The sequence below is a fragment of the Alkalimonas amylolytica genome (assembly GCF_900107845.1).
GTDB classification, from domain to species: Bacteria; Pseudomonadota; Gammaproteobacteria; order Enterobacterales; family Alteromonadaceae; genus Alkalimonas; species Alkalimonas amylolytica.
The window spans coordinates 261,711-281,196 of record NZ_FNRM01000003.1 but is presented as its reverse complement, the minus strand read 5'-3'; the positions used below and the strand labels follow the sequence as shown (position 1 = coordinate 281,196).

General features: G+C 49.4%; 21 protein-coding genes and 1 riboswitch. Of the genes, 16 read left to right on the top strand and 5 right to left on the bottom strand.

Annotated elements, in window-relative coordinates:
• Window positions 1-3: 3 nt before the first annotated feature.
• A complete protein-coding gene (locus BLW37_RS07555; protein ID WP_091342020.1) occupies window positions 4-1,140 on the bottom strand; it encodes a porin in 1,137 nt (378 codons plus the stop codon).
• A 96-nt stretch (window positions 1,141-1,236) separates the two neighbouring features.
• A riboswitch (cyclic di-GMP riboswitch) is annotated at window positions 1,237-1,325 on the bottom strand.
• Between the two features lie 89 nt (window positions 1,326-1,414).
• A complete protein-coding gene (locus BLW37_RS07550; protein ID WP_091341533.1) occupies window positions 1,415-2,548 on the bottom strand; it encodes a flagellar assembly protein T N-terminal domain-containing protein in 1,134 nt (377 codons plus the stop codon).
• Between the two features lie 160 nt (window positions 2,549-2,708).
• On the opposite strand from BLW37_RS07550, the gene BLW37_RS07545 reads away from it, so the two are divergent.
• Complete coding sequence (locus tag BLW37_RS07545; RefSeq protein ID WP_091341531.1) at window positions 2,709-3,161, top strand: LPP20 family lipoprotein; 453 nt, start codon at window positions 2,709-2,711, stop codon at window positions 3,159-3,161.
• A gap of 21 nt (window positions 3,162-3,182) precedes the next feature.
• On the opposite strand, the gene BLW37_RS07540 is transcribed toward BLW37_RS07545, so the two are convergent.
• The 3 genes from BLW37_RS07540 to flgA all read right to left on the bottom strand — a co-directional run bounded on the left by BLW37_RS07540 (window position 3,183) and on the right by flgA (window position 4,762).
• Window positions 3,183-3,611 carry a flagella synthesis protein FlgN gene (locus tag BLW37_RS07540; protein ID WP_091341529.1) on the bottom strand — a complete coding sequence of 143 codons (429 nt, stop codon included), beginning with the start codon at window positions 3,609-3,611 and terminating at the stop codon, window positions 3,183-3,185.
• Window positions 3,611-3,955, bottom strand: coding sequence for a flagellar biosynthesis anti-sigma factor FlgM (gene flgM / locus BLW37_RS07535; RefSeq protein ID WP_091341528.1), 345 nt, complete (start codon window positions 3,953-3,955; stop codon window positions 3,611-3,613). Before flgM ends, BLW37_RS07540 begins: the two co-directional genes overlap by 1 nt.
• 87 nt (window positions 3,956-4,042) lie before the next feature.
• Window positions 4,043-4,762 carry a flagellar basal body P-ring formation chaperone FlgA gene (flgA, locus tag BLW37_RS07530; RefSeq protein ID WP_091341526.1) on the bottom strand — a complete coding sequence of 240 codons (720 nt, stop codon included), beginning with the start codon at window positions 4,760-4,762 and terminating at the stop codon, window positions 4,043-4,045.
• A 136-nt stretch (window positions 4,763-4,898) separates the two neighbouring features.
• On the opposite strand from flgA, the gene BLW37_RS07525 reads away from it, so the two are divergent.
• From BLW37_RS07525 to BLW37_RS07455, 15 genes are all read left to right on the top strand, one after another.
• Entirely contained in the window at window positions 4,899-5,828 is a 930-nt protein-coding gene (locus BLW37_RS07525; RefSeq protein WP_091341525.1) for a chemotaxis protein, read from the top strand.
• 21 nt (window positions 5,829-5,849) lie between these two features.
• Entirely contained in the window at window positions 5,850-6,683 is an 834-nt protein-coding gene (locus tag BLW37_RS07520) for a CheR family methyltransferase (protein WP_091341523.1), read from the top strand.
• A 93-nt stretch (window positions 6,684-6,776) separates the two neighbouring features.
• Window positions 6,777-7,172 carry a flagellar basal body rod protein FlgB gene (flgB, locus tag BLW37_RS07515; RefSeq protein WP_091341522.1) on the top strand — a complete coding sequence of 132 codons (396 nt, stop codon included), beginning with the start codon at window positions 6,777-6,779 and terminating at the stop codon, window positions 7,170-7,172.
• A gap of 2 nt (window positions 7,173-7,174) precedes the next feature.
• Window positions 7,175-7,597 (top strand): flagellar basal body rod protein FlgC, encoded by a 423-nt coding sequence (gene flgC / locus BLW37_RS07510; protein WP_091341520.1) that lies wholly within the window; start codon window positions 7,175-7,177, stop codon window positions 7,595-7,597.
• A gap of 13 nt (window positions 7,598-7,610) precedes the next feature.
• Window positions 7,611-8,294: a flagellar hook assembly protein FlgD gene (locus BLW37_RS07505; protein WP_091341519.1), complete on the top strand. Its 684-nt coding sequence runs from the start codon at window positions 7,611-7,613 to the stop codon at window positions 8,292-8,294.
• Window positions 8,295-8,329: 35 nt separating this feature from the next.
• Window positions 8,330-9,628: a flagellar hook protein FlgE gene (gene flgE, locus BLW37_RS07500; protein WP_091341517.1), complete on the top strand. Its 1,299-nt coding sequence runs from the start codon at window positions 8,330-8,332 to the stop codon at window positions 9,626-9,628.
• 133 nt (window positions 9,629-9,761) lie between these two features.
• Complete coding sequence (locus BLW37_RS07495; protein WP_091341515.1) at window positions 9,762-10,508, top strand: flagellar basal body rod protein FlgF; 747 nt, start codon at window positions 9,762-9,764, stop codon at window positions 10,506-10,508.
• Window positions 10,509-10,523: 15 nt separating this feature from the next.
• On the top strand, window positions 10,524-11,312 hold the full coding sequence (gene flgG / locus BLW37_RS07490; RefSeq protein ID WP_091341513.1) for a flagellar basal-body rod protein FlgG: 789 nt from the start codon (window positions 10,524-10,526) through the stop codon (window positions 11,310-11,312).
• 15 nt (window positions 11,313-11,327) lie between these two features.
• Window positions 11,328-11,990: a flagellar basal body L-ring protein FlgH gene (flgH, locus tag BLW37_RS07485; RefSeq protein ID WP_091341511.1), complete on the top strand. Its 663-nt coding sequence runs from the start codon at window positions 11,328-11,330 to the stop codon at window positions 11,988-11,990.
• Between the two features lie 9 nt (window positions 11,991-11,999).
• On the top strand, window positions 12,000-13,094 hold the full coding sequence (locus tag BLW37_RS07480) for a flagellar basal body P-ring protein FlgI (protein WP_091341509.1): 1,095 nt from the start codon (window positions 12,000-12,002) through the stop codon (window positions 13,092-13,094).
• A 10-nt stretch (window positions 13,095-13,104) separates the two neighbouring features.
• Window positions 13,105-14,058, top strand: coding sequence for a flagellar assembly peptidoglycan hydrolase FlgJ (gene flgJ / locus BLW37_RS07475; protein WP_091341508.1), 954 nt, complete (start codon window positions 13,105-13,107; stop codon window positions 14,056-14,058).
• 60 nt (window positions 14,059-14,118) lie between these two features.
• Entirely contained in the window at window positions 14,119-16,137 is a 2,019-nt protein-coding gene (gene flgK, locus BLW37_RS07470) for a flagellar hook-associated protein FlgK (RefSeq protein WP_091341506.1), read from the top strand.
• 5 nt (window positions 16,138-16,142) lie between these two features.
• On the top strand, window positions 16,143-17,375 hold the full coding sequence (flgL, locus tag BLW37_RS07465) for a flagellar hook-associated protein FlgL (protein ID WP_091341504.1): 1,233 nt from the start codon (window positions 16,143-16,145) through the stop codon (window positions 17,373-17,375).
• Between the two features lie 180 nt (window positions 17,376-17,555).
• On the top strand, window positions 17,556-18,383 hold the full coding sequence (locus BLW37_RS07460; protein ID WP_091341503.1) for a flagellin N-terminal helical domain-containing protein: 828 nt from the start codon (window positions 17,556-17,558) through the stop codon (window positions 18,381-18,383).
• A 177-nt stretch (window positions 18,384-18,560) separates the two neighbouring features.
• Window positions 18,561-19,388 carry a flagellin N-terminal helical domain-containing protein gene (locus BLW37_RS07455; RefSeq protein ID WP_091341501.1) on the top strand — a complete coding sequence of 276 codons (828 nt, stop codon included), beginning with the start codon at window positions 18,561-18,563 and terminating at the stop codon, window positions 19,386-19,388.
• Window positions 19,389-19,486 lie beyond the last annotated feature (98 nt).

Here is a 19,486-nt window from a genome sequence, read left to right as displayed (position 1 = left end):
TCCTTAAAAGACCAGATCGATACCGACAGTCAGCAACTGATCACGACGATCGGCTACTTTGTCTTTTTGTGAACTAAACTGCACTTTCAGTGCTGCGGATGGATGGAAATCATAGCGGCTGCCAATATTCCAGGTGTCACGCTTGGTGGTGAAGGATTCTACTACTGTAGTGACAGCAGGCCGGAATAGATTTTCGGCAGCCAATGCCTGATAAATCTCTGCCTTGCCATCATTATCACGACGCTCAAAGCTGACAAAAGGCGTGTAACTGTCGATTCGATAACCCGCCGACAGGTAATAGCCATTCTGGGTTGGGATCACGGTATCTTTCACCCGGGCACGGACCACTTCACCACTAAGCACCAGGCTGCCGTTATCGTAGCCTAAAGCAAGCCCCATAAAGGCACTGCTGGCATCATCGATGCGGATTTGACTGGCGGTACTGGCAAAGCCTGATTGTTCCAGCAGGTTGAGCAAACCTGAGAGTTCGCCATCTTGATCAACCAGCGTCAGTTTGCCAGTTAAATAAGCCAGCCGGGCACTGAAATCACCTTGTACCAGCTCCCAGGTAGCACCGGCAATTCGTTCGATAGTTGCATCAGCTGGGGCTGGGGTAATGGCGGTTGTACCGCTGTAGCTTCCCAGGATCAATTGCAGTGTAGAATCTACCTCACCTAACTGACCAAAGCGGACCAGAGAAACGCCTTCCAGATTATTAAAATCCAGATTGTAGACCGAGCTCGGTACCCGGGCCCAGTCGTAGGCATAGCCGACATCCATAAAATCGGAATAGCGGTAGAAAGGTGTGCGCAGGCGACCTGCATTGATACGGGTTTGGCTGTTCAGTTCATAGGTCAGGTAAGCCCACTCAAACTCAGCATTAAAATCATTGGCACCACGTCCCATCAGCTGAGCGGTCACGGACAAACGATCGCCAAGATCAGCTTGGGCCTGCAAGGCAAACAGAGATTCGTTTTTAAAGTCGACTTCGTTATTGTAGCCATAGAGGCTATCAGAGCTGGATAAGGTGCTACCTGCTTGAATGGATGCAAAGCCGTTGAAGCGAATTTCCGCCTGAGCTGCAGTGGCGCTCAGTGCCAGCAATACACCCAAACTGAGTTGTTTGATTTTTGATACCATGTGGATCTGTACCCCGATCATTGGTGGGAAATCGATGTGTGGGCTCCTAGGCCAGCAACACAGTGTTATTCCATCGAGGCAAGTGGACGCTTTAGAATGTGCGGTCTGGCTACCATAGAAACAGAGTTTCGTTAGGCCCATGACTTTGCGCGTTCAGCTTTTCAGCTGACTTGCCAAGTGGAGGCGCGAATTGTACAGATAGTGGTCAGTCCTGTAAAGGCTGTTTCCATAAATTTGAATAAAGAGTGTAGATTCCACCCGTATTTTTGATTAGCTAGGGGGTAAGCTTGGTCACGGCATCACCCACTTGTACATTACTGAGTAAGCGCTCACCCACGCTTTCGGCAATGGCCCAATCATAACCAAGATCGGTAATACGCACCGTCAGTGGGCTGACGCGAAAGCGGGTATTATCAGCCCGAATACCTTGTTGTCGGTACAAGATGGTGAGCTCATCACCACGTCTAAGTCCGACGTTTTGACCGCTTTTTAAGTGCAGTCTGTTATTGCCGATTTCAGTAATAGTTGCGATAAAGGGCTCGCAGCGCAAAGCATCTTCAATATCGATGACTGCAGCATCCAGTACCCGGTTAATGGCCTCACCATAGCTGGTCAACCAAAAGCGGTGATCCAATGGTGGTATGCTGGTACGTTGGCGGAAATCCCAGCGGGCTTGAGTACGGTACTCTTGTTGCAATAGCACCTTGCCTGTACTTAATTGTTGCAGTTGCAACCGCATGTGAAAAAAGCGCTCACGTCTGGCATCGGACCAAAACCGCAGGTTCATATCTGTCCGCTCACCCAAAGAGACATCTTCGATACTGGCAGTGACCAGATAATCCGCGTTAGTTTGCTGCACTAAACTGCTGCGCTCTCTTGCAGACAAGTGGCGGTTTAGATCCGGGTAGTCAAGCCAGCTTGGTATCGAGCTATTCGATAATCCTTGCAGCTGCTGATATACCTTTCTGGCGCTGACTTCACCAATGGTTTGCAGATCGCCAATCACGCTTTGTTGTGGATTGCGAAGTGTAAAGGGACTAACCAGCAGCGGCTTTTTGTAGCCCGCACCTTGGCATTGCGCATGTTGTGGGAAAATATCGGCCCGAATAGTCACTTCGAGAGTCCGACCAATGCGCTGCTCTCGGACCAGCTCAATTTGCCTTACTTCTGCATGGCTTTGCCATTGCATGGAGCTTTTTGTCAGTAAGCCATTAGTCACCTGCTGTACACTGCTGATGGAGGCTCCGGCATAGAGCAAGGCCCGTCGGACGGCATCTTCGGTAGCTTTGGTGCGAGCTTCGGCTTCGTCACCACCGCGGATCACCGCCTGACCACTGGCTTCAACCCAGTCGGCTGCAGCACTCAAGCTGATAAGCAGCAATCCTAGCCCAATAAACAGCATTCGCATGATGATTTTCCTCAGCACTAAACTATGCCAGACTTTTGACGTTAGTTGGTCTCTGACGATTGAAAAAGCAAGTTGTGTACCACTGTTCTCAAAACCAGGATCGTTAAGGCAAGTTGGCGCGTGTTTTGCTTTTAAAATGTATCACCTGTGGAGATTGATGATGAACAAAATCCTGATTATTTGCAGCTTACTGCTGTTGTCGGCCTGCAGTCTGGTAGCAGATCGCCATGTAGAGTGGGAAACTGTACCGCCAGAGCAGTTCCCGGTGCTTCGGGCTGTGGGCTATGCACCTTTATCATTGCAACCTGGAGAAAACGAGCAGCATAAAATGCTGATGGCATTACAGGCATCCAAGCTGGATGCTTACCGTGAGTTGGCAGAGCAAGTCTATGGTCAGCGCATTGATGCCACTACCAGTATGCAGCAATTACTGGTCCGTGATGAGCAGTTAAGAGCCTCAGTACAGGGGGTGATTCGGGGTGCCCGGGTGGTGAAAAGTTATCCGGTAGGGGATGCCTATGCCACAGAGCTGGAGCTGGATTTTAGGGATGTCTATGAGTTGTATCAGGCACAGCAGCCACAACGTCGTATTCGGCATGTCCGTTATTATTAAGAATGTTTTACAAAGAGATGGTCAAGCTTTAAAGCCTTTGCCTTTATGGTCGACCGCTGGTTTGCCTTTGCGATCGTAAGTCAGTCCTGATTTCCCATGCAGCTGCAACAGTTCATTTTTGAAGTGTTGCAAGTTGAGCTGGCTTTGTTCCAGTGCCAGGCGGTTCACTTCATTTTGTTGTTTGCAGTTGGTCAGTAGCTGTTCCATTTCCGACACAGCCTGCTGGAAATCTTCAGTTTGTCTTGCGTCTTGCAGTTGTGGATGCTCAGCAATGTGTTGATCAAGTTGCTGCAAGGCCTCCAGACAAGCTACTTTCTGTTGGCCAAGGCTTTCCAATTCATCTGGCTGACGACTGGCGATGGCGGCAATTTCTTGCCGCAATAACGAAAGGAGCACATCCAGGTGCTCCTTTTGCTGTAACAGTAGGGTATTCAGGTCAGTGGCTGTCATCAGTTTTTACGAAAAATTTCGCTCTCAAATTGCATAATGCGTTTGGCCAACTGTTCGACATTAATCTGGTACTTGCCATCAGCGATAGCCCGTTTAATTTTTTCAACCTTTTCCTGATCTATGCCAGAACTGTTGTTGGCTTTTTCTTGCAAGCGCGCCATTTGCTTGGCCTGTGGCGTGATTGACACAGAGTCCTGCTTGGCTTGCGGTGCTGTCGGCTGTGGGGTAGCGCCAGCCTGTTTTTGCTGCGTAACCTGCTGCCGTTGGTTGGTTTGTTCAACCGTTTCTTTTTTTACCTGGTTGCCAGCATTGGCTGGCGGGGTGTTGTTAATTTGACTGACCATCTGAAACCTCTACCTACTGATCAAACTCCCTATGCTCATACTAACGGCAGGGATATAGAAAACTTTAGAATTTTTTTCTGTGAATGATTAAAAGTGTACTTTTACTTCATTCACTGCCGTTACACTGGCTTCAATCAGCTGATTTGATTGACGGTTTCGTATCCGAATCAAATCACCCAGGCTACCATCCTGCTCGGCAATGCCTGTGGCGCTGACACTTAAGCTTGCATGATCTACATGAATTGTAACAACATCGCCACGACATACAAGACAAAGATCCTGCAGACTAATAATTTGGCCCAGGCTAATAGCTCTGCGATTACGGGCACCTAAAATAAACTCAGGGTTATCAACGGGTGTACCGCGCTGCAAGCGCCGCTCGCGTTGTTCCAGTTGCAGCATGTCGGCAGTTAACCGAGTGCCAGGCGATAGGTTTTGCCGCGCGACCACAGCTGTTACCAGGTCAGTGAAGCGGGCAGGTATAAAGAGTTGCCAGGGTTGAGGGGCTTCGCAACGAATTTGTACTGTGGCCTGGCGATTGCGCAGGGCACCGGGCAAGCTTAGCTCTACAGGTGCAGCACAGCTTTTTACCCCGATGCGGGGATCCAAGCCCTGCAGTTGCCACTGACGCTCTGCTTGTTCATCTTGCTGCTGCGTTTCATTCAACCATTGCAATGCCAGCTCAGTCAGCTCTTCTGTCGAGTACTGATGGAGCGGTGCATCGGCTTTTACAGCTATCGTGGTGAAAATAACCACGATTGGCAGGATAATTTTGGCAATGCAGCAGATTTTATCGTACATTTTCATAAGGTTTCGGCTATGCTTAGTGACGAGTTTCGGTAATAAAAACCAGTGTCAAAATTCAGGCGGTTTGAATTGAAAGCGCCTCGTTGTAGTGCAATAGCAAGAATCGATCCTCTTTGCCCGATGACAGGAGCCGCAGATGGCAAGTATTTTAGATTCCGTAAATCAACGCACGCAACTGGTGGGACAAAACCGGTTGGAGTTGCTGCTGTTTCGCCTTCCAGGCAAGCAGCGCTATGGGATCAATGTCTTTAAAGTGCGCGAAGTATTGCTGTGCCCTAATTTAACGGCGCTACCAAAACGTAATAAATGGGTGCGTGGCATTGCCCATGTTCGCGGTCAAACCATTTCAGTGATTGATTTGAGCCTGGCGATTGGCGGTAAGCCGATTACCGATTTAGCAACGAGTTTCGTAGTGATTGCTGAGTACAACCGCTCCGTCCAGGGCTTTTTAGTGCAAGGTGTTGAGCGCATCATTAATATCAACTGGGATTCCATTATGGCTCCTCCAGAAGGAACCGCCGGTAAGCAGAGCTATCTGACCGCAGTGACTGAGGTGGATGGGGAGTTGATTGAAATTCTAGATGTGGAAAAAATTCTGGAAGAAATTAGCCCTTCACCAACCAGTTTAAGCAAAGATATTTCGATTGATACTGTCCAGCATGATTTGGGGGAGCGCTTCATCCTGATTGCCGATGATTCGGCAGTCGCGCGAAATCAGGTGAAAAAAGCTCTGGAAAATCTGGGTGTAAAAATGCACCTGGTGAAAAATGGCCGCGAGGCCTTTGAGTTTTTGCAGCAAACAGCAGCCGATTGTGAGTCATCCATTACTGAAAAAGTGGGTTTGTTAATTTCTGATATTGAAATGCCGGAAATGGATGGTTATACCCTAACCGCTGCCCTGAAAGCTGAACCAAAACTACAAAAACTGCATGTGATACTGCATACCTCATTAAGTGGTGTCTTTAATCAGCAGATGGTAAAAAAGGTAGGGGCAGATGATTTCATCGCCAAGTTTAACCCCGATGAGCTGGCCGAATCTGTTCAGAAGTGGCTGCATGTGGATTAATGGCAGTTAAGGAACCAATCGATGCCAAATCGTGAGCTGCAAGACAGCGAGTACAAGGTGTTCCGTGACTTTCTGGAGCAGCAATGCGGTATCGTGCTGGGCGATAATAAGCAGTACTTGGTGAAAAGCCGGCTTGGTCCTTTGATGGCCCGCTTTAATGTGGCGTCTTTGTCTGAGCTGGTAGCAAAAACCCTGAGCCCTTTTGAGCGCCAGTTGCGTTCTGCTGTAATAGATGCGATGACGACCAATGAAACCTTATGGTTTCGGGATACCTATCCATTCGAATTGTTAAAGAAGCAAATTCTGCCTGAGCTGGAAAAAACCAGCCGTACGTTAAAAATCTGGTCGGCGGCCAGTTCTTCAGGTCAGGAGCCATACTCCATTGCCATGACCGGGCTTGAATACCAGCAAAGCCGACCGGGTGCTTTTAGCTTGGGGCTTCATGTGCTGGGAACCGATATCTCCAATACCATGCTGGAGCATTGCCAGCGAGCTGAATACGATGGCCTGGCATTATCCCGTGGATTATCGCCTGAGCGGCGGGCTAAGTTTTTTGAAGACAGTGGCAACGGCATGATGCGGCTAAAAGCTGCCGTGCGGAAGAATGTCAGTTTCCGCCACCTCAATTTATTGGACAGTTACGCACTGCTGGGTAAGTTCGATATCATCTTTTGCCGCAATGTGCTGATTTACTTCTCCCCTGAGGTAAAAGCCAAGATTATCCGGCAGTTCGCTGGGGCTTTAGGGCCCCGTGGTTACCTGATTTTAGGCGCTTCTGAGTCGTTATCCAGTGTGAACTCTGACTTTGAAATGATTCGTTGTAACCCTGGCATCATCTATCGTAAAAAGGTTTAACACCTCTTATACCTACCTAAATAGCATCTAAAAAAATATTTGGCCCATCTTTTGCTTTGATTTCATCAGTTGGATGGAAATGAGGCAAATACCATGTCAATCAGTTTCAAAAATGCCTTTGGCATGCACCCAGAAGCCATGGTGATACGCGAGAAGCGCACTCAGGTGTTGGCCGAGAATATTGCCAATGCGGATACGCCAGGGTTTAAAGCGCGGGATATTGATTTCCAGCAAGTACTGGCGAACGCTCAGCATCGGCAAGGACGGACGGCTGCCCGCACCCATGAAAAACACTTTGCTATCGATAGCTCGGTACGAAAAGAGATGCAATACCGTAATCCAGACCAACCCGATACCGGTGATGGCAACAGCGTCGATATTCACCGTGAACGTAACCTCTTTATGCAAAATGATTTGGCGTATCGCACCAGTTTGCAGTTTCTGGACGGCCGGATTAGCAGTTTGAAAAAAGCAGTCAAAGGACAATAACCATGAGCTCTTTCAAAGTATTTGATATCGCCGGCAGCGGCATGACTGCTCAGTCAGTCCGGCTCAATACCACCGCCAGTAACATTGCCAATGCCAACAGTGTGAGCAGCAGTATCGAGCAGACTTACCGCGGCCGTCATCCTGTATTTGCGGCAGAGCTGGCCGAGGCCAAGCGGATGCAGGGGGAAGTGTCCGGAGTACAGGTGTTGGGGATAGTGGAGTCCGATGCACCGCTGAATATGGAATACAGCCCAAATCATCCATTGGCTGATGAGAATGGTTTTATCTACAAGCCAAACATCAATGTGATGGAAGAAATGGCCAATATGATATCAGCTACCCGCTCCTATGAAACCAATGTGAATACCGCAGATGCGGCCAAGAAAATGTTGATCCGGACACTGCGTCTTGGTCAGCAACAGTAATGAGGGCTGAGTGATGACCATCAATGCAACCAATGGCCTGAGTCGGGATCTGTACTGGCAGGACGATAACAAAGTACCGGATCGTAACAATGGTGCTTTGACCCAGGCTGACTTCTTTGCTTTGCTGACGCAGCAGCTGGCGTTTCAGGATCCAACCAAGCCAGTTGAGAATGATCAGATGATTGCTCAGATGACCAATTTCACCATGGCCGATGGCATCAGCTCGCTCAATACCAATTTCAAGAGTTTTGCTGAGAGCATGAGTTCGAATCAAGCGTTGCAGGCTTCTTCGCTGGTAGGTCGCAGTGTGCTGGTGCCTTCATCAGAAATGGTTTTCACCGGTCAGGACTTGTCGCGCGGTATTATTGATTTCGAGCAGCGCGCTACCAATGTGCGGGTCCGTATTGAAAAGCCCAATGGCGAATTGGTGCAAACCATCACTATCCCTGAAGTAGCAGCTGGTAAGTTTGACTTTGTTTGGGACGGTACCAACTCAAAGGATCAGGACATGCCACCTGGGGTCTACAAGATCAAAGTAGATGCGAATATGGGTGGTGAGAATCAGTCGGTACCGGTGATGGTGTATGCGCCGGTCTCCAGTGTCAGTTTAGGTCAATCTGGCAAAGGGATAACCCTGAACCTGGTTGGCTTGGGTGCCTTTAAATTAGCAGATGTACGTGAGATTTCTTACGGCTAATGGCCGCTGCCATAGCCTTGGATGAGAGGTGAGTTATGAGTTTTAATATCGCGTTAAGCGGCCTGGCCGCAGCACAAAAAGATCTGGACGTTACCGCCAATAACATAGCCAACGTCAATACCACCGGTTTTAAAGAGTCGCGTGCTGAGTTTGCTGATGTCTATGCAACCTCGATTTTTGCTTCCGGCCGAACCAAAGTAGGGGATGGTGTGACAACCTCGGTGGTGGCACAGCAGTTTAACCAAGGCTCGCTGCAATTTACCAATAACTCGCTTGATCTGGCGATTACCGGGGAAGGCTTCTTTGCCACTACGCCGGATCGCTTGTCGCGCGATTTTACCTACACCCGGGCCGGTAACTTTAAGTTGGATAAAGACAACTTTATTGTCGATAACCGCGGCAATTATTTGCAGGGGTTTAGCGTGGACCCATCTACCGGTCAGAATCAATCGGTGAGTTTAAGCACTACCCAGCCAATCTCGATTCCAACCACGGCCGGTGCCCCTCGTGCGACCAATAACGTCTTTATTACAGCGAACCTGAACTCGTCCGAGCTGATCAATACCACCACCTTTGAGCCCACGGATCCAGCGACATACAGTCACTCCACCTCAGTGACTGTGTATGACAGCTTAGGTGAGCCGCATATTTTGAGTATGTATTTCCGTAAGGCAGCTGTAGGTGATTGGGAAGTATTTGCAGTGTGGGATGATGTGACGGCTGCCCCTTTTGGACCGACGACCCTTCAATTTGACTCCAGTGGTGAATTGATCATTCCTCCAGGTCCACCACCAACACCACCGGTATTGGCACTGAATGCTGCCACCCTGAATGATCCGTTAAATGGCTACCTGACCAATGGCGCTGAGTTTTTGACGGATGTAGTGATTAACTTCCGTGATCCGGCTGGTATTCGTACCCCAACGCAATACGCAGCACCTTTTGATGTCACCAACTTAAGTCAGGATGGTACTACGGTGGGTAATCTGACCGGGGTGGATATCGATGCCTTTGGACGGGTACTCGCCACCTACAGCAATGGTGATGAAGAGTACCTGGCTCAGGTCACTTTGGTGCAGTTTGCCAATGTTCAGGGACTAAAGCAGGTAGGCAATACTTCCTGGCAGCAGACCATTACTTCGGGCGAGCCCATTGCCGGCCAGGCCAATGTGGGTACCTTTGGTGCTATCAATTCCTCGGCACTGGAGCAATCGAATGTGAACCTGACCACTGAGCTGGTGGACTTGATCAGTGCCCAGCGCAACTTCCAGGCCAACTCGCGGGCGCTTGAGGTAAACAGTACCTTGCAGCAGACCATCCTGCAGATACGTTAATCCCTTCCATATCGCTTTTCAAAGCCACCTGCGGGTGGCTTTGCTGTTTTTGCACCATAAAGCAGGTTGTGGCACTTGTTTTGCATTGTTTAAAGCTAGCAGCCACAACCACGTTAATTAGCAGGAGGCCGTGATGGATAATTTGCTCTACATCGCCATGAGCGGAGCCAAAGAAAATCAGCATGCTATCAGTGTACGGGCCAATAACCTGGCCAATGTCGGCACTACCGGTTTTAAAGCGGATTTTGAACAAGCCAGAGCCATGCAGGCATTTGGTGCCGGTTTACCGACCCGTGTGTTTTCGATGACAGAGCGTCCTGGTCATAATTTTGACGCTGGTCCCTTGGTGATGACCGAACGCGACCTCGACATTGCCATTAAAGGTGATGGTTGGTTTGCCGTCCAGTCGGTCGATGGCAGTGAAGCCTACAGCAGAGCCGGCAGTTTGCAAATCAATGCTTTTGGCATGCTTGAAACAGCCAGTGGCCTGCCAGTGATTGGAGAAGATGGGCCGATCCAACTTCCTTTGCCTTTGGCCAAAGTCGAAATTGGCCAGGACGGGACTATTAGTGTGTTACCCCAAGGCGCGCCAGCTGAAGCTTTGTTTGAGGTCGGTCGCATAAAGTTGGTGAACCCAGAGCTTGCAGACATTGAAAAAGGCCTGGATGGCTTGTTCCGGCGCAAAGATGGCGTGGTTGAACCGGAAAGTCCGGAGGTGGTTCTGATTAACCGCGCGCTTGAGCGCAGCAATGTCAATGCGGTGGGAGAAATGACACATATGATTAGCTTGCAACGACAGTTTGAAATGCAGGTGAAAATGATGAAGAACGCACAACAAATCGATCAGAAGCAAGATTCGCTTCTGTACATCATGGGTTAAGCGAAGGAGGCAATCATGCATCCAGCATTGTGGATAAGTAAAACGGGCTTAGATGCCAAGCAGCGGGATATCTCTGTTATCTCAAATAACTTGGCGAATGCCAGCACCATAGGCTTTAAAAAGAGCCGGGCGGTGTTTGAGGATTTGCTGTATCAGAATGTCAATCAACCCGGTGGTCGCTCATCGCAAAACTCCGAGCTGCCCAACGGCCTGATGATAGGCGCTGGTACCAAGGTGGTGGCAACTCAGAAAAACTTTACTCAGGGCAACATGATTACCACCGAAAATAGCCTTGACTTGATGATTCAGGGGCATGGTTTTTTTGAGATCCTGATGCCTGATGGCACCATTTCCTATACCCGTAATGGCCAGTTTACCGTCGATCAGGATGGCAATATGGTGACCTCCGGGGCAGGTTTTCAGCTGGAGCCAAACATTGTGGTACCACCTGAAGCCACAGGTATTACCGTATCGCAAGATGGTGAGGTTTCAGCACGGATCCCCGGCCAGGCGGATAATGCGGTGTTAGGGCAGATCACGGTGACCAACTTTATCAATCCGGCTGGTTTAGAACCTATTGGACAAAACCTGTTTCGCGAAACTGCGGCCAGCGGCGATCCGGTGCAGGGCATCCCCGGTTTGGAGGGGTTAGGCTTGATTGTGCAAGGAGCGCTGGAAACCTCCAATGTCAATGTCACTGAAGAGCTGGTTAGCTTGATTGAAAGTCAGCGGGTGTATGAGATGAACTCCAAAGTCATTTCATCGGTGGATCAGATGCTTGGCTTTGCCATTCAACAACTTTAATTGAAGGAGGCGGTGATGCGAGTTTTAACTGCGGTTACCTGTGGACTCTTGCTGGCCGGTTGCTCCAGTATGCAGCCGCCCAAGCAGGACGATCCTTTTTATGCGCCAATGCCGCCGGCACCTGCGCCCAGAGCCATTGAGCGAAATGGTTCCTTGTTCCAGGCACGCTATGCCAACAGCATGTACTCGGATAGCCGCGCCCGGCGCGAGGGCGATATTATTACGGTGGTGCTGAGGGAGCGAACTCAGGCCTCAAAAAATGCCCGCACTGAAACACAGCGTGACAGTAGCAACCAAATTGATCCCATCGTTGGCTTAGGTGGTCGCCAGTTGAATACTATTCAGCTAGGTACCAACAGCAGCAATGATTTTAAAGGGGATGCCAAATCGAATCAGAGCAATAGCCTTACCGGAGATATCACGGTCAATGTGATTGAAGTGCAACCCAATGGCAACTTGTTGATCCGCGGTGAAAAGTGGTTACAGCTCAATACTGGCAGAGAGTTTATCCGGTTAACGGGCATCATCCGGCAAGAAGATGTCGAGCGCGATAACACCATCGAGTCGAATAAAATTGCCAATGCCCGTATTGAGTACAGTGGTACCGGTGCATTTCATGGTGGTCAATCCCCAGGTTGGCTTACCCGGTTCTTCTCAGGGCCAGCCTGGCCATTTTGAGGGTAGTGTATGAACTTCTGGCAACGACTAATACTGCTTGGCTTTTTGCTGGTGACCAGCAGCGTACAGGCTGCTCGGGTGAAAGATGTCGCGGACGTAGAAGGTGTTCGCAGCAACCAACTGGTAGGCTATGGTCTGGTGGTTGGCTTGCCGGGGACCGGTGAGCAGAGCCCTTTTACCGAGCAGAGCTTTCGCGCCATGTTGTCCAACTTCGGCATTAATTTGCCGCCCGGCAGTCGAACACAGATAAAAAACGTGGCTGCTGTGGCGGTGCATGCCGAACTACCTCCTTTTGCCAAACCAGGTCAGAGCATAGATGTCACTGTATCGTCGGTTGGCAGTGCCAGTAGTTTGCGTGGCGGTACTTTGTTGCAAACCTTTTTGGTGGGGCTGGATGGCGAAGTCTATGCGGTCGCTCAAGGTAGCCTGATTGTCAGTGGCCTGGGTGCGGAAGGCATGGATGGCTCACGTATTCTGGTCAATACGCCAACGGTTGGCCGTATCCCCAATGGCGCGACTGTTGAGCAGGAAGTGCCGTCACCTTTTGCTGATGGCGATTACATTACTTTTAATCTTCACCGGCCGGATTTTACCACCTCACGCCGATTGGCCGAGACCATTAATGAGTTTATCGGTCCGGATACCGCATACTCTCTGGATGGCTCCTCTATTCGAGTGCGAGCGCCACGAGATATGAGTCAGCGGGTAGCGTATCTGTCGACCTTAGAGAACCTGACTTTCGAGCCAGCTAGTAACTCGGCACGCATTATTATCAACTCCAGAACCGGTACTATTGTGATTGGTAAAGAAGTCCGGCTCTTTCCTGCGGCGGTTACCCATGGCGGCTTAACCGTGACCATTGCGGAAAATCCGCGGGTGATCCAGCCTAACCCCTTTGCTGGCGGGGAAACCATGATAGAAGAAAGCACCATCATCGATGTGAATCCTGAGCGTTCTCGGATGTTTAAATTCGATCCTGGTGTCACGCTGGATGATTTGGTTCGCACCGTCAATGCGGTAGGGGCAGCGCCGGGTGATCTAATGGCGATTTTAGAAGCACTCAAAGAAGCCGGTGCCATTCATGGCGAGCTGGTGGTGATTTAGGAGCATAGGTATGGACTCAATTCGCCAGCCGCTGTCGTACCATGATATCAACAGCCTGCAGCAAATACGCCAGTCGGCGGGGCAGGATGAAAAGCAAGGCTTGCGCCAGGCAGCAGAGCAGTTTGAAGCCATATTTATGAATATGTTGCTTAAAAGTATGCGTGAAGCCAATGCACACTTTGAAGCCGAAGGCATGATGCACAGCGAAACCACGCGTTTTTACCGCGATATGCACGACAACCAGTTGGCCTCAGATCTGTCGCAAAGTGGTAGTTTGGGGCTGGCGGACTTGATTGTGCAGCAGCTTGATCCAACCGCTGCTGTAAGCAGTGCACGTCCGCCTATACCTGGTGACTTACTGATGCCGCAGCCGATACAGCGCCAAAGCCAGCAGCAGAGGACTCGTATGGAGGCCACTGCTGCAGAACCGCAAGCAGCGCTGTCTGCCAAAGCAGTGAAAAAACCCAGCAGTTGGCAGGTTGCTTCACCGGCAGAGTTTGTGGAGCGTTTGTTACCAGCTGCCCGGGAGGCTGCTTCTGCGCTTGGGCTTGATCCTTTGGCCTTGGTAGCACAAGCGGCACTGGAAACAGGCTGGGGCCAGCATATGATCCGCACTGCGAATGGTGAAAACAGTTACAACCTCTTTGGTATTAAAGCCAGCCGCGGTTGGCAGGGGGAAACAGCAGTGGTGGATACCTTGGAATACCGCCAAGGCGTGGCCCAAAAAGAAAAAGCGAAGTTTCGGGCCTATGCCTCGCCGGAACAAAGCTTGCAAGACTATGTGCAGTTTATTCGTGGCAGTGCCCGCTATCAGGATGCGGTGAAAGTTGCCTCGGACAGCGTGGCATATTTTCGCCAGTTACAGGCGGCAGGTTATGCTACGGATCCAAATTATGCAGAGAAAATTAAGTCGGTATTAAGCAGCCCAACGATTCGGGCCTTTCGCAGTACAGTTCAAGATTAACGGATACTGGCCGATAACAGCTATGGTTGGTGGTAACAAACACTTTGGTGGAGTCGCAAGATGTCGGATAACTTACTCAGAATAGGGTCTTCAGCCGTCATGGCCAGCAGTACCTTGCTGAATACCACCAGTAACAACATTGCCAACATCAACACCGAAGGCTATGTTCGTCAACGTACTGAATTCGAAGCGCAAATCCTGGGGCTAGGCGTTGGCAAAGGCACCACTGAGCGGCTGGTCAATGAATTTACCTTAAAGCAGCTGCGTCGTGATACATCTTCCTATGCATTTTCCAGACAGTACCTGGATGAAGCCAACCGGGTAGACGCGCTGTTTTCCAATCCCGCCAACAGCATCGCGACTGGCATGAATCAGCTGTTTGATCAATTCCAGATTGCCAATAACGACCCAACAACGCTTGCGAACCGCCAGCTGATCATCGGCAGTTCGGAAGCATTGCTGGATCGCTTCAACACCATGTCGACCCTGGTGCTGGATCAAGATTTGTTTATCAACCAGCAGCTGGATATTTATGTTGATGAATCCAATGGTTACATCAAGCAAATTGCCCAGTTGAATAAAGAAATTGCCAGTTATGGTACTGGCGCCAGTCGTCCAATTCCTCTGAACTTGTTGGATAAGCGTGACGAAGCCATTCGGAAATTGTCCGAAATGGTCGAAATTCGTACTTTGGATGCCAGAAACGGTGAGAAGCTAGTATTTATGGCAACTGGTCAATCCCTGGTGGTAGAAAATGGTGACTTTTCTCTGCTAGCTGCGCGCGGCAATCCGGATCCTTCCCGCAAAGAGCTGCGTTTACAGTTATCCGGCAATACCAATGTCATCCGTGACATCAATGTCAAGCAGTTGGGGGGTAAGTTGGGTGCGCTGATTGCTTTTCGTGAAGAGATTCTTGACCCCACCCAGAATAAACTTGGTCAGGTCGCGCTATCGCTGGCCGATGCCCTGAACGAGCAGAACAAACTGGGAATGAACTTAAATGGTGAGCTGGGTGGCCCACTGTTTACCTTGCCAAGCTTTAGTGGCTTTCCCTATCAGAGCAACAGTGCTGGTTCCAGTTTAACCGGTACCGTAGAGGCTGGTCAGGGCAGCAAGATCCCACCGAATGATCTGCGTGTGACTGTCTTATCGGCCACTGAGGTACAAGTACAAGCTGTCGATTTAAAAGGCAACGTGATTGCCGGCTCTGAAATCGTGGTTACTGTGGCTGGTTTTCCTGCCACCATAACAGCCGATGATGCCGGTGGCGATCTCTATGGTTTTAGCTTTGAGATTAATGGCGCTGTTGGTGATCAGTTTGAGTTTAAACCTTTGGCGACAGCCGCTCGGCAAGTTGGCATGGCTACGACCCGGCCGGAGGATATTGCCCTGGCGTCACCCATTCGGATTGATCAAACGCTTGGGAATTTAGGAAATGGGAAAGTTGCTAACTTGCAGGTTACGGATACTACCCCTGCGACTGCACCCGACTATGGTTTTACAGCTCCTGCTGGTTTGGTTAATGGCCCCTGGACAGTGACTTACCTGGGTAGCAACAGTTTTCAGATTGAAGACAATGTGGGTAACGTAATCGCAAACCCTAATTTTGCTTCGGCCAACTATCAGAATTTGTTTGAAGAAGCCGGTGTCGATGTCGGTTTTGACTTTTCAATTAGCGGTATTCCAAGTGCCGGTGATACTTTTACCATTGAATTCAATAGTGGTGGCTTTAACGATAACCGGAATGGTTTGCAACTTGCCGGTTTACAAACCGATACCACAACGACTCGGCTCAATGCATTATCAACGCCTGGTGGTGTGAACAGTGCCAGTTTTAATCAAACTTATGCATCGATGGTGAGTTTGATCGGTGAGCGTACCAATCAGGCCCGCAACAGTGAAGCTGCGAATGATGCCTTGTTGCAACAAAGCAAGCTGTGGTTTGAGTCTTTATCGGGCGTTAGTCTGGATGAAGAGGCTGCCAATTTGGTTCGGTTCCAACAAACCTATCAGGCGGCGACCCGGATTATTTCTACATCACAAACCATTTTTGATACGCTGCTGGCGGCAGTGAGGTAATTCCTATGCGCATGTCGTTCAATATGAAATTCAATCTGGGCCTGAATGGTGTACTGAACACCAACGCCAAGATGTCCCGGGCACAGGAACAACTGACCAAGCAGACTCGGATATTGACTCCGGCCGATGATCCGGCTTCCTCTGCCAAGGTACTGGGGCTGGATCAAAGCCTGGCGCAGACCGAGCAATATCAAAACAACTCCATTTTACTTAAGAACAATCTTGCACTGCAGGAAACCGTTTTATCCAACATGCGCACCTCCATGGATCGAGCCCGGGTATTGGCGATCGCGTCTGGTAATGGGGCCTATGCGGAGGAAGATTTAAGAGCTGTAGCTGCAGAGCTTCGTAATATTCAGATTGAGCTGCAAGACTTAATGAACACTAAGAATGCAGAAGGAGGTTATATCTTTGCCGGCTTCCAGGATAAGAATGTACCTTATGTTTTTAATCCGGTATCCGGACGCTATGAATTTGAAGGGGATGATGGCCAGAAATCATTGCAGATTTCTCCGACCATTGCTTTACCTGGTAACGATAGCGGCAAATTTGTGTTTGATGATGTGCCAGCAAGATTTAAAACCAGTGCAGCATCTATCGTGGCTGGTGGCGCAACTTCGGCATCGATTACGGTGACCAATCAGGATCAGTTCGATCGGTTTTATCGCTCTAACTACGACAACCTGACTCCGGCGAACAATACCTTCAATGTAGTGTTTACCGCACCGGATCAATACGAAATTCAACAAAATGGTACTGCTCTGGTACCACCGGTGACCGGAACCTATACGGCCGGGGAGTCCATTAACTTTCGTGGTACCCGCATCACGGTTGACGGCCCTGCTGTGCCGGGACAGGTGGATTTTAGTTTACAGCCACCAGAGAAAAAGAACATTCTGGACACATTGGAAGAATTCATTGCTCGGCTTGAGAATCCTGATTTATCGGCTTTTCAGCTCAATGAAGGTATCTTGGATGCTATATCCCAAATTTCCAACTCTGCCGATAAAGTAGATAACTTCATGGCCAATGTTGGTGGTCGTATCAATGTGATTGATAGTGTGTTTGAAACCAATGAAGATTTAAAAATCAACAACAAGTCGTATCGGGCTGATTTATCTGAAGTGGATTATGCTGCTGCATTAACGGAAATCACCAAGCAAGAAATTGCTTTGCAGGCGATCTCGGCAACCTTTACCAAGGTATCTGGTGTGTCACTATTCGACTTTCTTCGCTAAATATTTTTTTTGAGATAAACATGCGTAAATGTAGGCTAGCTAATTTTTTTTAGATGAAATCAAAAAAAAATCGAAATTCCTCTAAACTTCCTGCCTTAGCTTCCGATAAATAAGTATCTGAGATGATGTTGTGACAGCCTCACAACACAACGATACAGCGAAGCAGGCAGGAGATTTATTATGTCACTTTACGTCAATACCAATACCTCATCACTGAACGCGCAACGTCAGCTATTTAACTCTGGTAATGCACTGGATGTGGCTTTCAAGCGTCTTTCTTCAGGTTTTCGCATCAACAGTGCAGCTGATGATGCGGCAGGCCTGCAAATATCTAACCGTCTAACCAGCCAGGTGAATGGCTTGGATCAGGCCGCCCGAAATGCTAACGACGGTATTTCTCTGGCTCAGGTGGCGGAAGGTGCGATGGATGAAATTACCAACTCGTTGCAACGGATCCGGGTGCTGGCTATTCAGGCCCAAAATGGTATCAATAATTCTGCTGACCGCGCGGCCTTACAAAAAGAAGTGACCCAGTTAAAACTGGAAATCAGCCGTATCGCTGAGACCACCCAGTTTGGTAAACAAAATCTGTTGCAAGGTACTTATTCTGCAGTCTTTTTGGTTGGAGCCAACGCCGGACAGAATATCAACATTAACTTATCACGAGCCGGTGGCGGCTTTGGTACCTCAGGTCTTGGTTTGGCAGGATTGAGCGTTTCTTCAGTTGCCGGTGCTTCTGCAGCATTGGCTGCCTTGGATAGTGCCATTGCAGTTATTGATGGTACTCGTGCTGACCTTGGTGCCATCCAGAACCGTTTCCAGGCGACGATTCGTAACCTGACGAATATCTCAGAGAACGTAGCTGGTGCCCGCAGTCGGATCCGTGATACGGACTTTGCAAAAGAAACTGCTGAGCTAACACGTACTCAGATTCTGCAGCAGACCAGCACTACAGTATTGGCTCAGGCAAATCAGCGACCACAGGCAGCTTTAAGTCTGCTGCAGTAAAAGGATACTCCTGCTTCAAACCAAAAAGCCGCAATTGCGGCTTTTTTCATTTATGATTTATTCTCGCTATAAAGTGTTTATTTTTAGATGTTTTCTAAAGTTTGTCTTTATTTTTCCGATATATAGACTGTATGGATTTAATTTTTCCATGCGATAAATTCAGACAGGAGAACAACCATGTCATTATACGTCAATACCAATACCTCGTCGCTGAATGCCCAGCGACAATTGTTTAACTCGGGCAACTCGCTGGATGTTGCCTTTAAGCGTTTGTCATCCGGCTTCCGGATTAACAGCGCTGCCGATGATGCGGCTGGCCTGCAAATCTCCAACCGCTTGACCAGTCAGGTCAATGGTTTGGACCAGGCAGTTCGTAATGCCAACGATGGTATTTCACTGGCTCAGGTCGCCGAGGGCGCGATGGATGAAATTACCAACTCGCTGCAGCGGATCCGGGTGCTGGCTATCCAGGCACAGAATGGTATCAATAACTCAGCTGACCGCGCTGCGCTGCAAAAAGAGGTGACACAACTGAAGTTGGAAATGAGCCGGATTGCCGAGACCACCCAGTTTGGTAAACAAAATCTGTTGCAAGGTACCTACTCAGCAGTATTTCTGGTCGGTGCCAATGCAGGCCAAAACATCAGCATCAATTTGTCCCGTGCCGGCGGTGGTTTTGGTACTTCAGGTTTGGGGCTGGCTGGTTTAAGTGTCTCCAGTGTTGCAGGTGCTTCAGCAGCATTGGCCTCCATCGACAGTGCCATTGCCATTATTGATGGTACCCGGGCTGATTTGGGTGCGCTGCAGAACCGCTTCCAGGCTACGATCCGAAATCTAAGCAATATTTCGGAGAACGTATCTGGTGCACGTAGTCGGATCCGCGACACCGATTTTGCAAAGGAAACTGCAGAGCTGACACGTACGCAGATCTTGCAACAGACCAGTACCACTGTGTTGGCGCAGGCCAACCAGCGGCCACAGGCTGCCCTGAGTTTGCTGCAGTAATTCAGCCTCAGTGACAGCGGAGTTCTCACGAGTAGGTGAGGATTTTGCCAGACAATAGGGTTGTTCACCTTGGTCTCTGCATGATCAGATGAGTGTAT

What these genes read in the sequence shown, in the direction of transcription:
- BLW37_RS07555 (WP_091342020.1), bottom strand. Translation starts at nt 1,140, where the DNA reads ATGGTATCAAAAATCAAACAACTCAGTTTGGGTGTATTGCTGGCACTG.
- BLW37_RS07550 (WP_091341533.1), bottom strand. Translation starts at nt 2,548, where the DNA reads ATGCGAATGCTGTTTATTGGGCTAGGATTGCTGCTTATCAGCTTGAGT.
- BLW37_RS07545 (WP_091341531.1), top strand. Translation starts at nt 2,709, where the DNA reads ATGAACAAAATCCTGATTATTTGCAGCTTACTGCTGTTGTCGGCCTGC.
- BLW37_RS07540 (WP_091341529.1), bottom strand. Translation starts at nt 3,611, where the DNA reads ATGACAGCCACTGACCTGAATACCCTACTGTTACAGCAAAAGGAGCAC.
- flgM (WP_091341528.1), bottom strand. Translation starts at nt 3,955, where the DNA reads ATGGTCAGTCAAATTAACAACACCCCGCCAGCCAATGCTGGCAACCAG.
- flgA (WP_091341526.1), bottom strand. Translation starts at nt 4,762, where the DNA reads ATGAAAATGTACGATAAAATCTGCTGCATTGCCAAAATTATCCTGCCA.
- BLW37_RS07525 (WP_091341525.1), top strand. Translation starts at nt 4,899, where the DNA reads ATGGCAAGTATTTTAGATTCCGTAAATCAACGCACGCAACTGGTGGGA.
- BLW37_RS07520 (WP_091341523.1), top strand. Translation starts at nt 5,850, where the DNA reads ATGCCAAATCGTGAGCTGCAAGACAGCGAGTACAAGGTGTTCCGTGAC.
- flgB (WP_091341522.1), top strand. Translation starts at nt 6,777, where the DNA reads ATGTCAATCAGTTTCAAAAATGCCTTTGGCATGCACCCAGAAGCCATG.
- flgC (WP_091341520.1), top strand. Translation starts at nt 7,175, where the DNA reads ATGAGCTCTTTCAAAGTATTTGATATCGCCGGCAGCGGCATGACTGCT.
- BLW37_RS07505 (WP_091341519.1), top strand. Translation starts at nt 7,611, where the DNA reads ATGACCATCAATGCAACCAATGGCCTGAGTCGGGATCTGTACTGGCAG.
- flgE (WP_091341517.1), top strand. Translation starts at nt 8,330, where the DNA reads ATGAGTTTTAATATCGCGTTAAGCGGCCTGGCCGCAGCACAAAAAGAT.
- BLW37_RS07495 (WP_091341515.1), top strand. Translation starts at nt 9,762, where the DNA reads ATGGATAATTTGCTCTACATCGCCATGAGCGGAGCCAAAGAAAATCAG.
- flgG (WP_091341513.1), top strand. Translation starts at nt 10,524, where the DNA reads ATGCATCCAGCATTGTGGATAAGTAAAACGGGCTTAGATGCCAAGCAG.
- flgH (WP_091341511.1), top strand. Translation starts at nt 11,328, where the DNA reads ATGCGAGTTTTAACTGCGGTTACCTGTGGACTCTTGCTGGCCGGTTGC.
- BLW37_RS07480 (WP_091341509.1), top strand. Translation starts at nt 12,000, where the DNA reads ATGAACTTCTGGCAACGACTAATACTGCTTGGCTTTTTGCTGGTGACC.
- flgJ (WP_091341508.1), top strand. Translation starts at nt 13,105, where the DNA reads ATGGACTCAATTCGCCAGCCGCTGTCGTACCATGATATCAACAGCCTG.
- flgK (WP_091341506.1), top strand. Translation starts at nt 14,119, where the DNA reads ATGTCGGATAACTTACTCAGAATAGGGTCTTCAGCCGTCATGGCCAGC.
- flgL (WP_091341504.1), top strand. Translation starts at nt 16,143, where the DNA reads ATGCGCATGTCGTTCAATATGAAATTCAATCTGGGCCTGAATGGTGTA.
- BLW37_RS07460 (WP_091341503.1), top strand. Translation starts at nt 17,556, where the DNA reads ATGTCACTTTACGTCAATACCAATACCTCATCACTGAACGCGCAACGT.
- BLW37_RS07455 (WP_091341501.1), top strand. Translation starts at nt 18,561, where the DNA reads ATGTCATTATACGTCAATACCAATACCTCGTCGCTGAATGCCCAGCGA.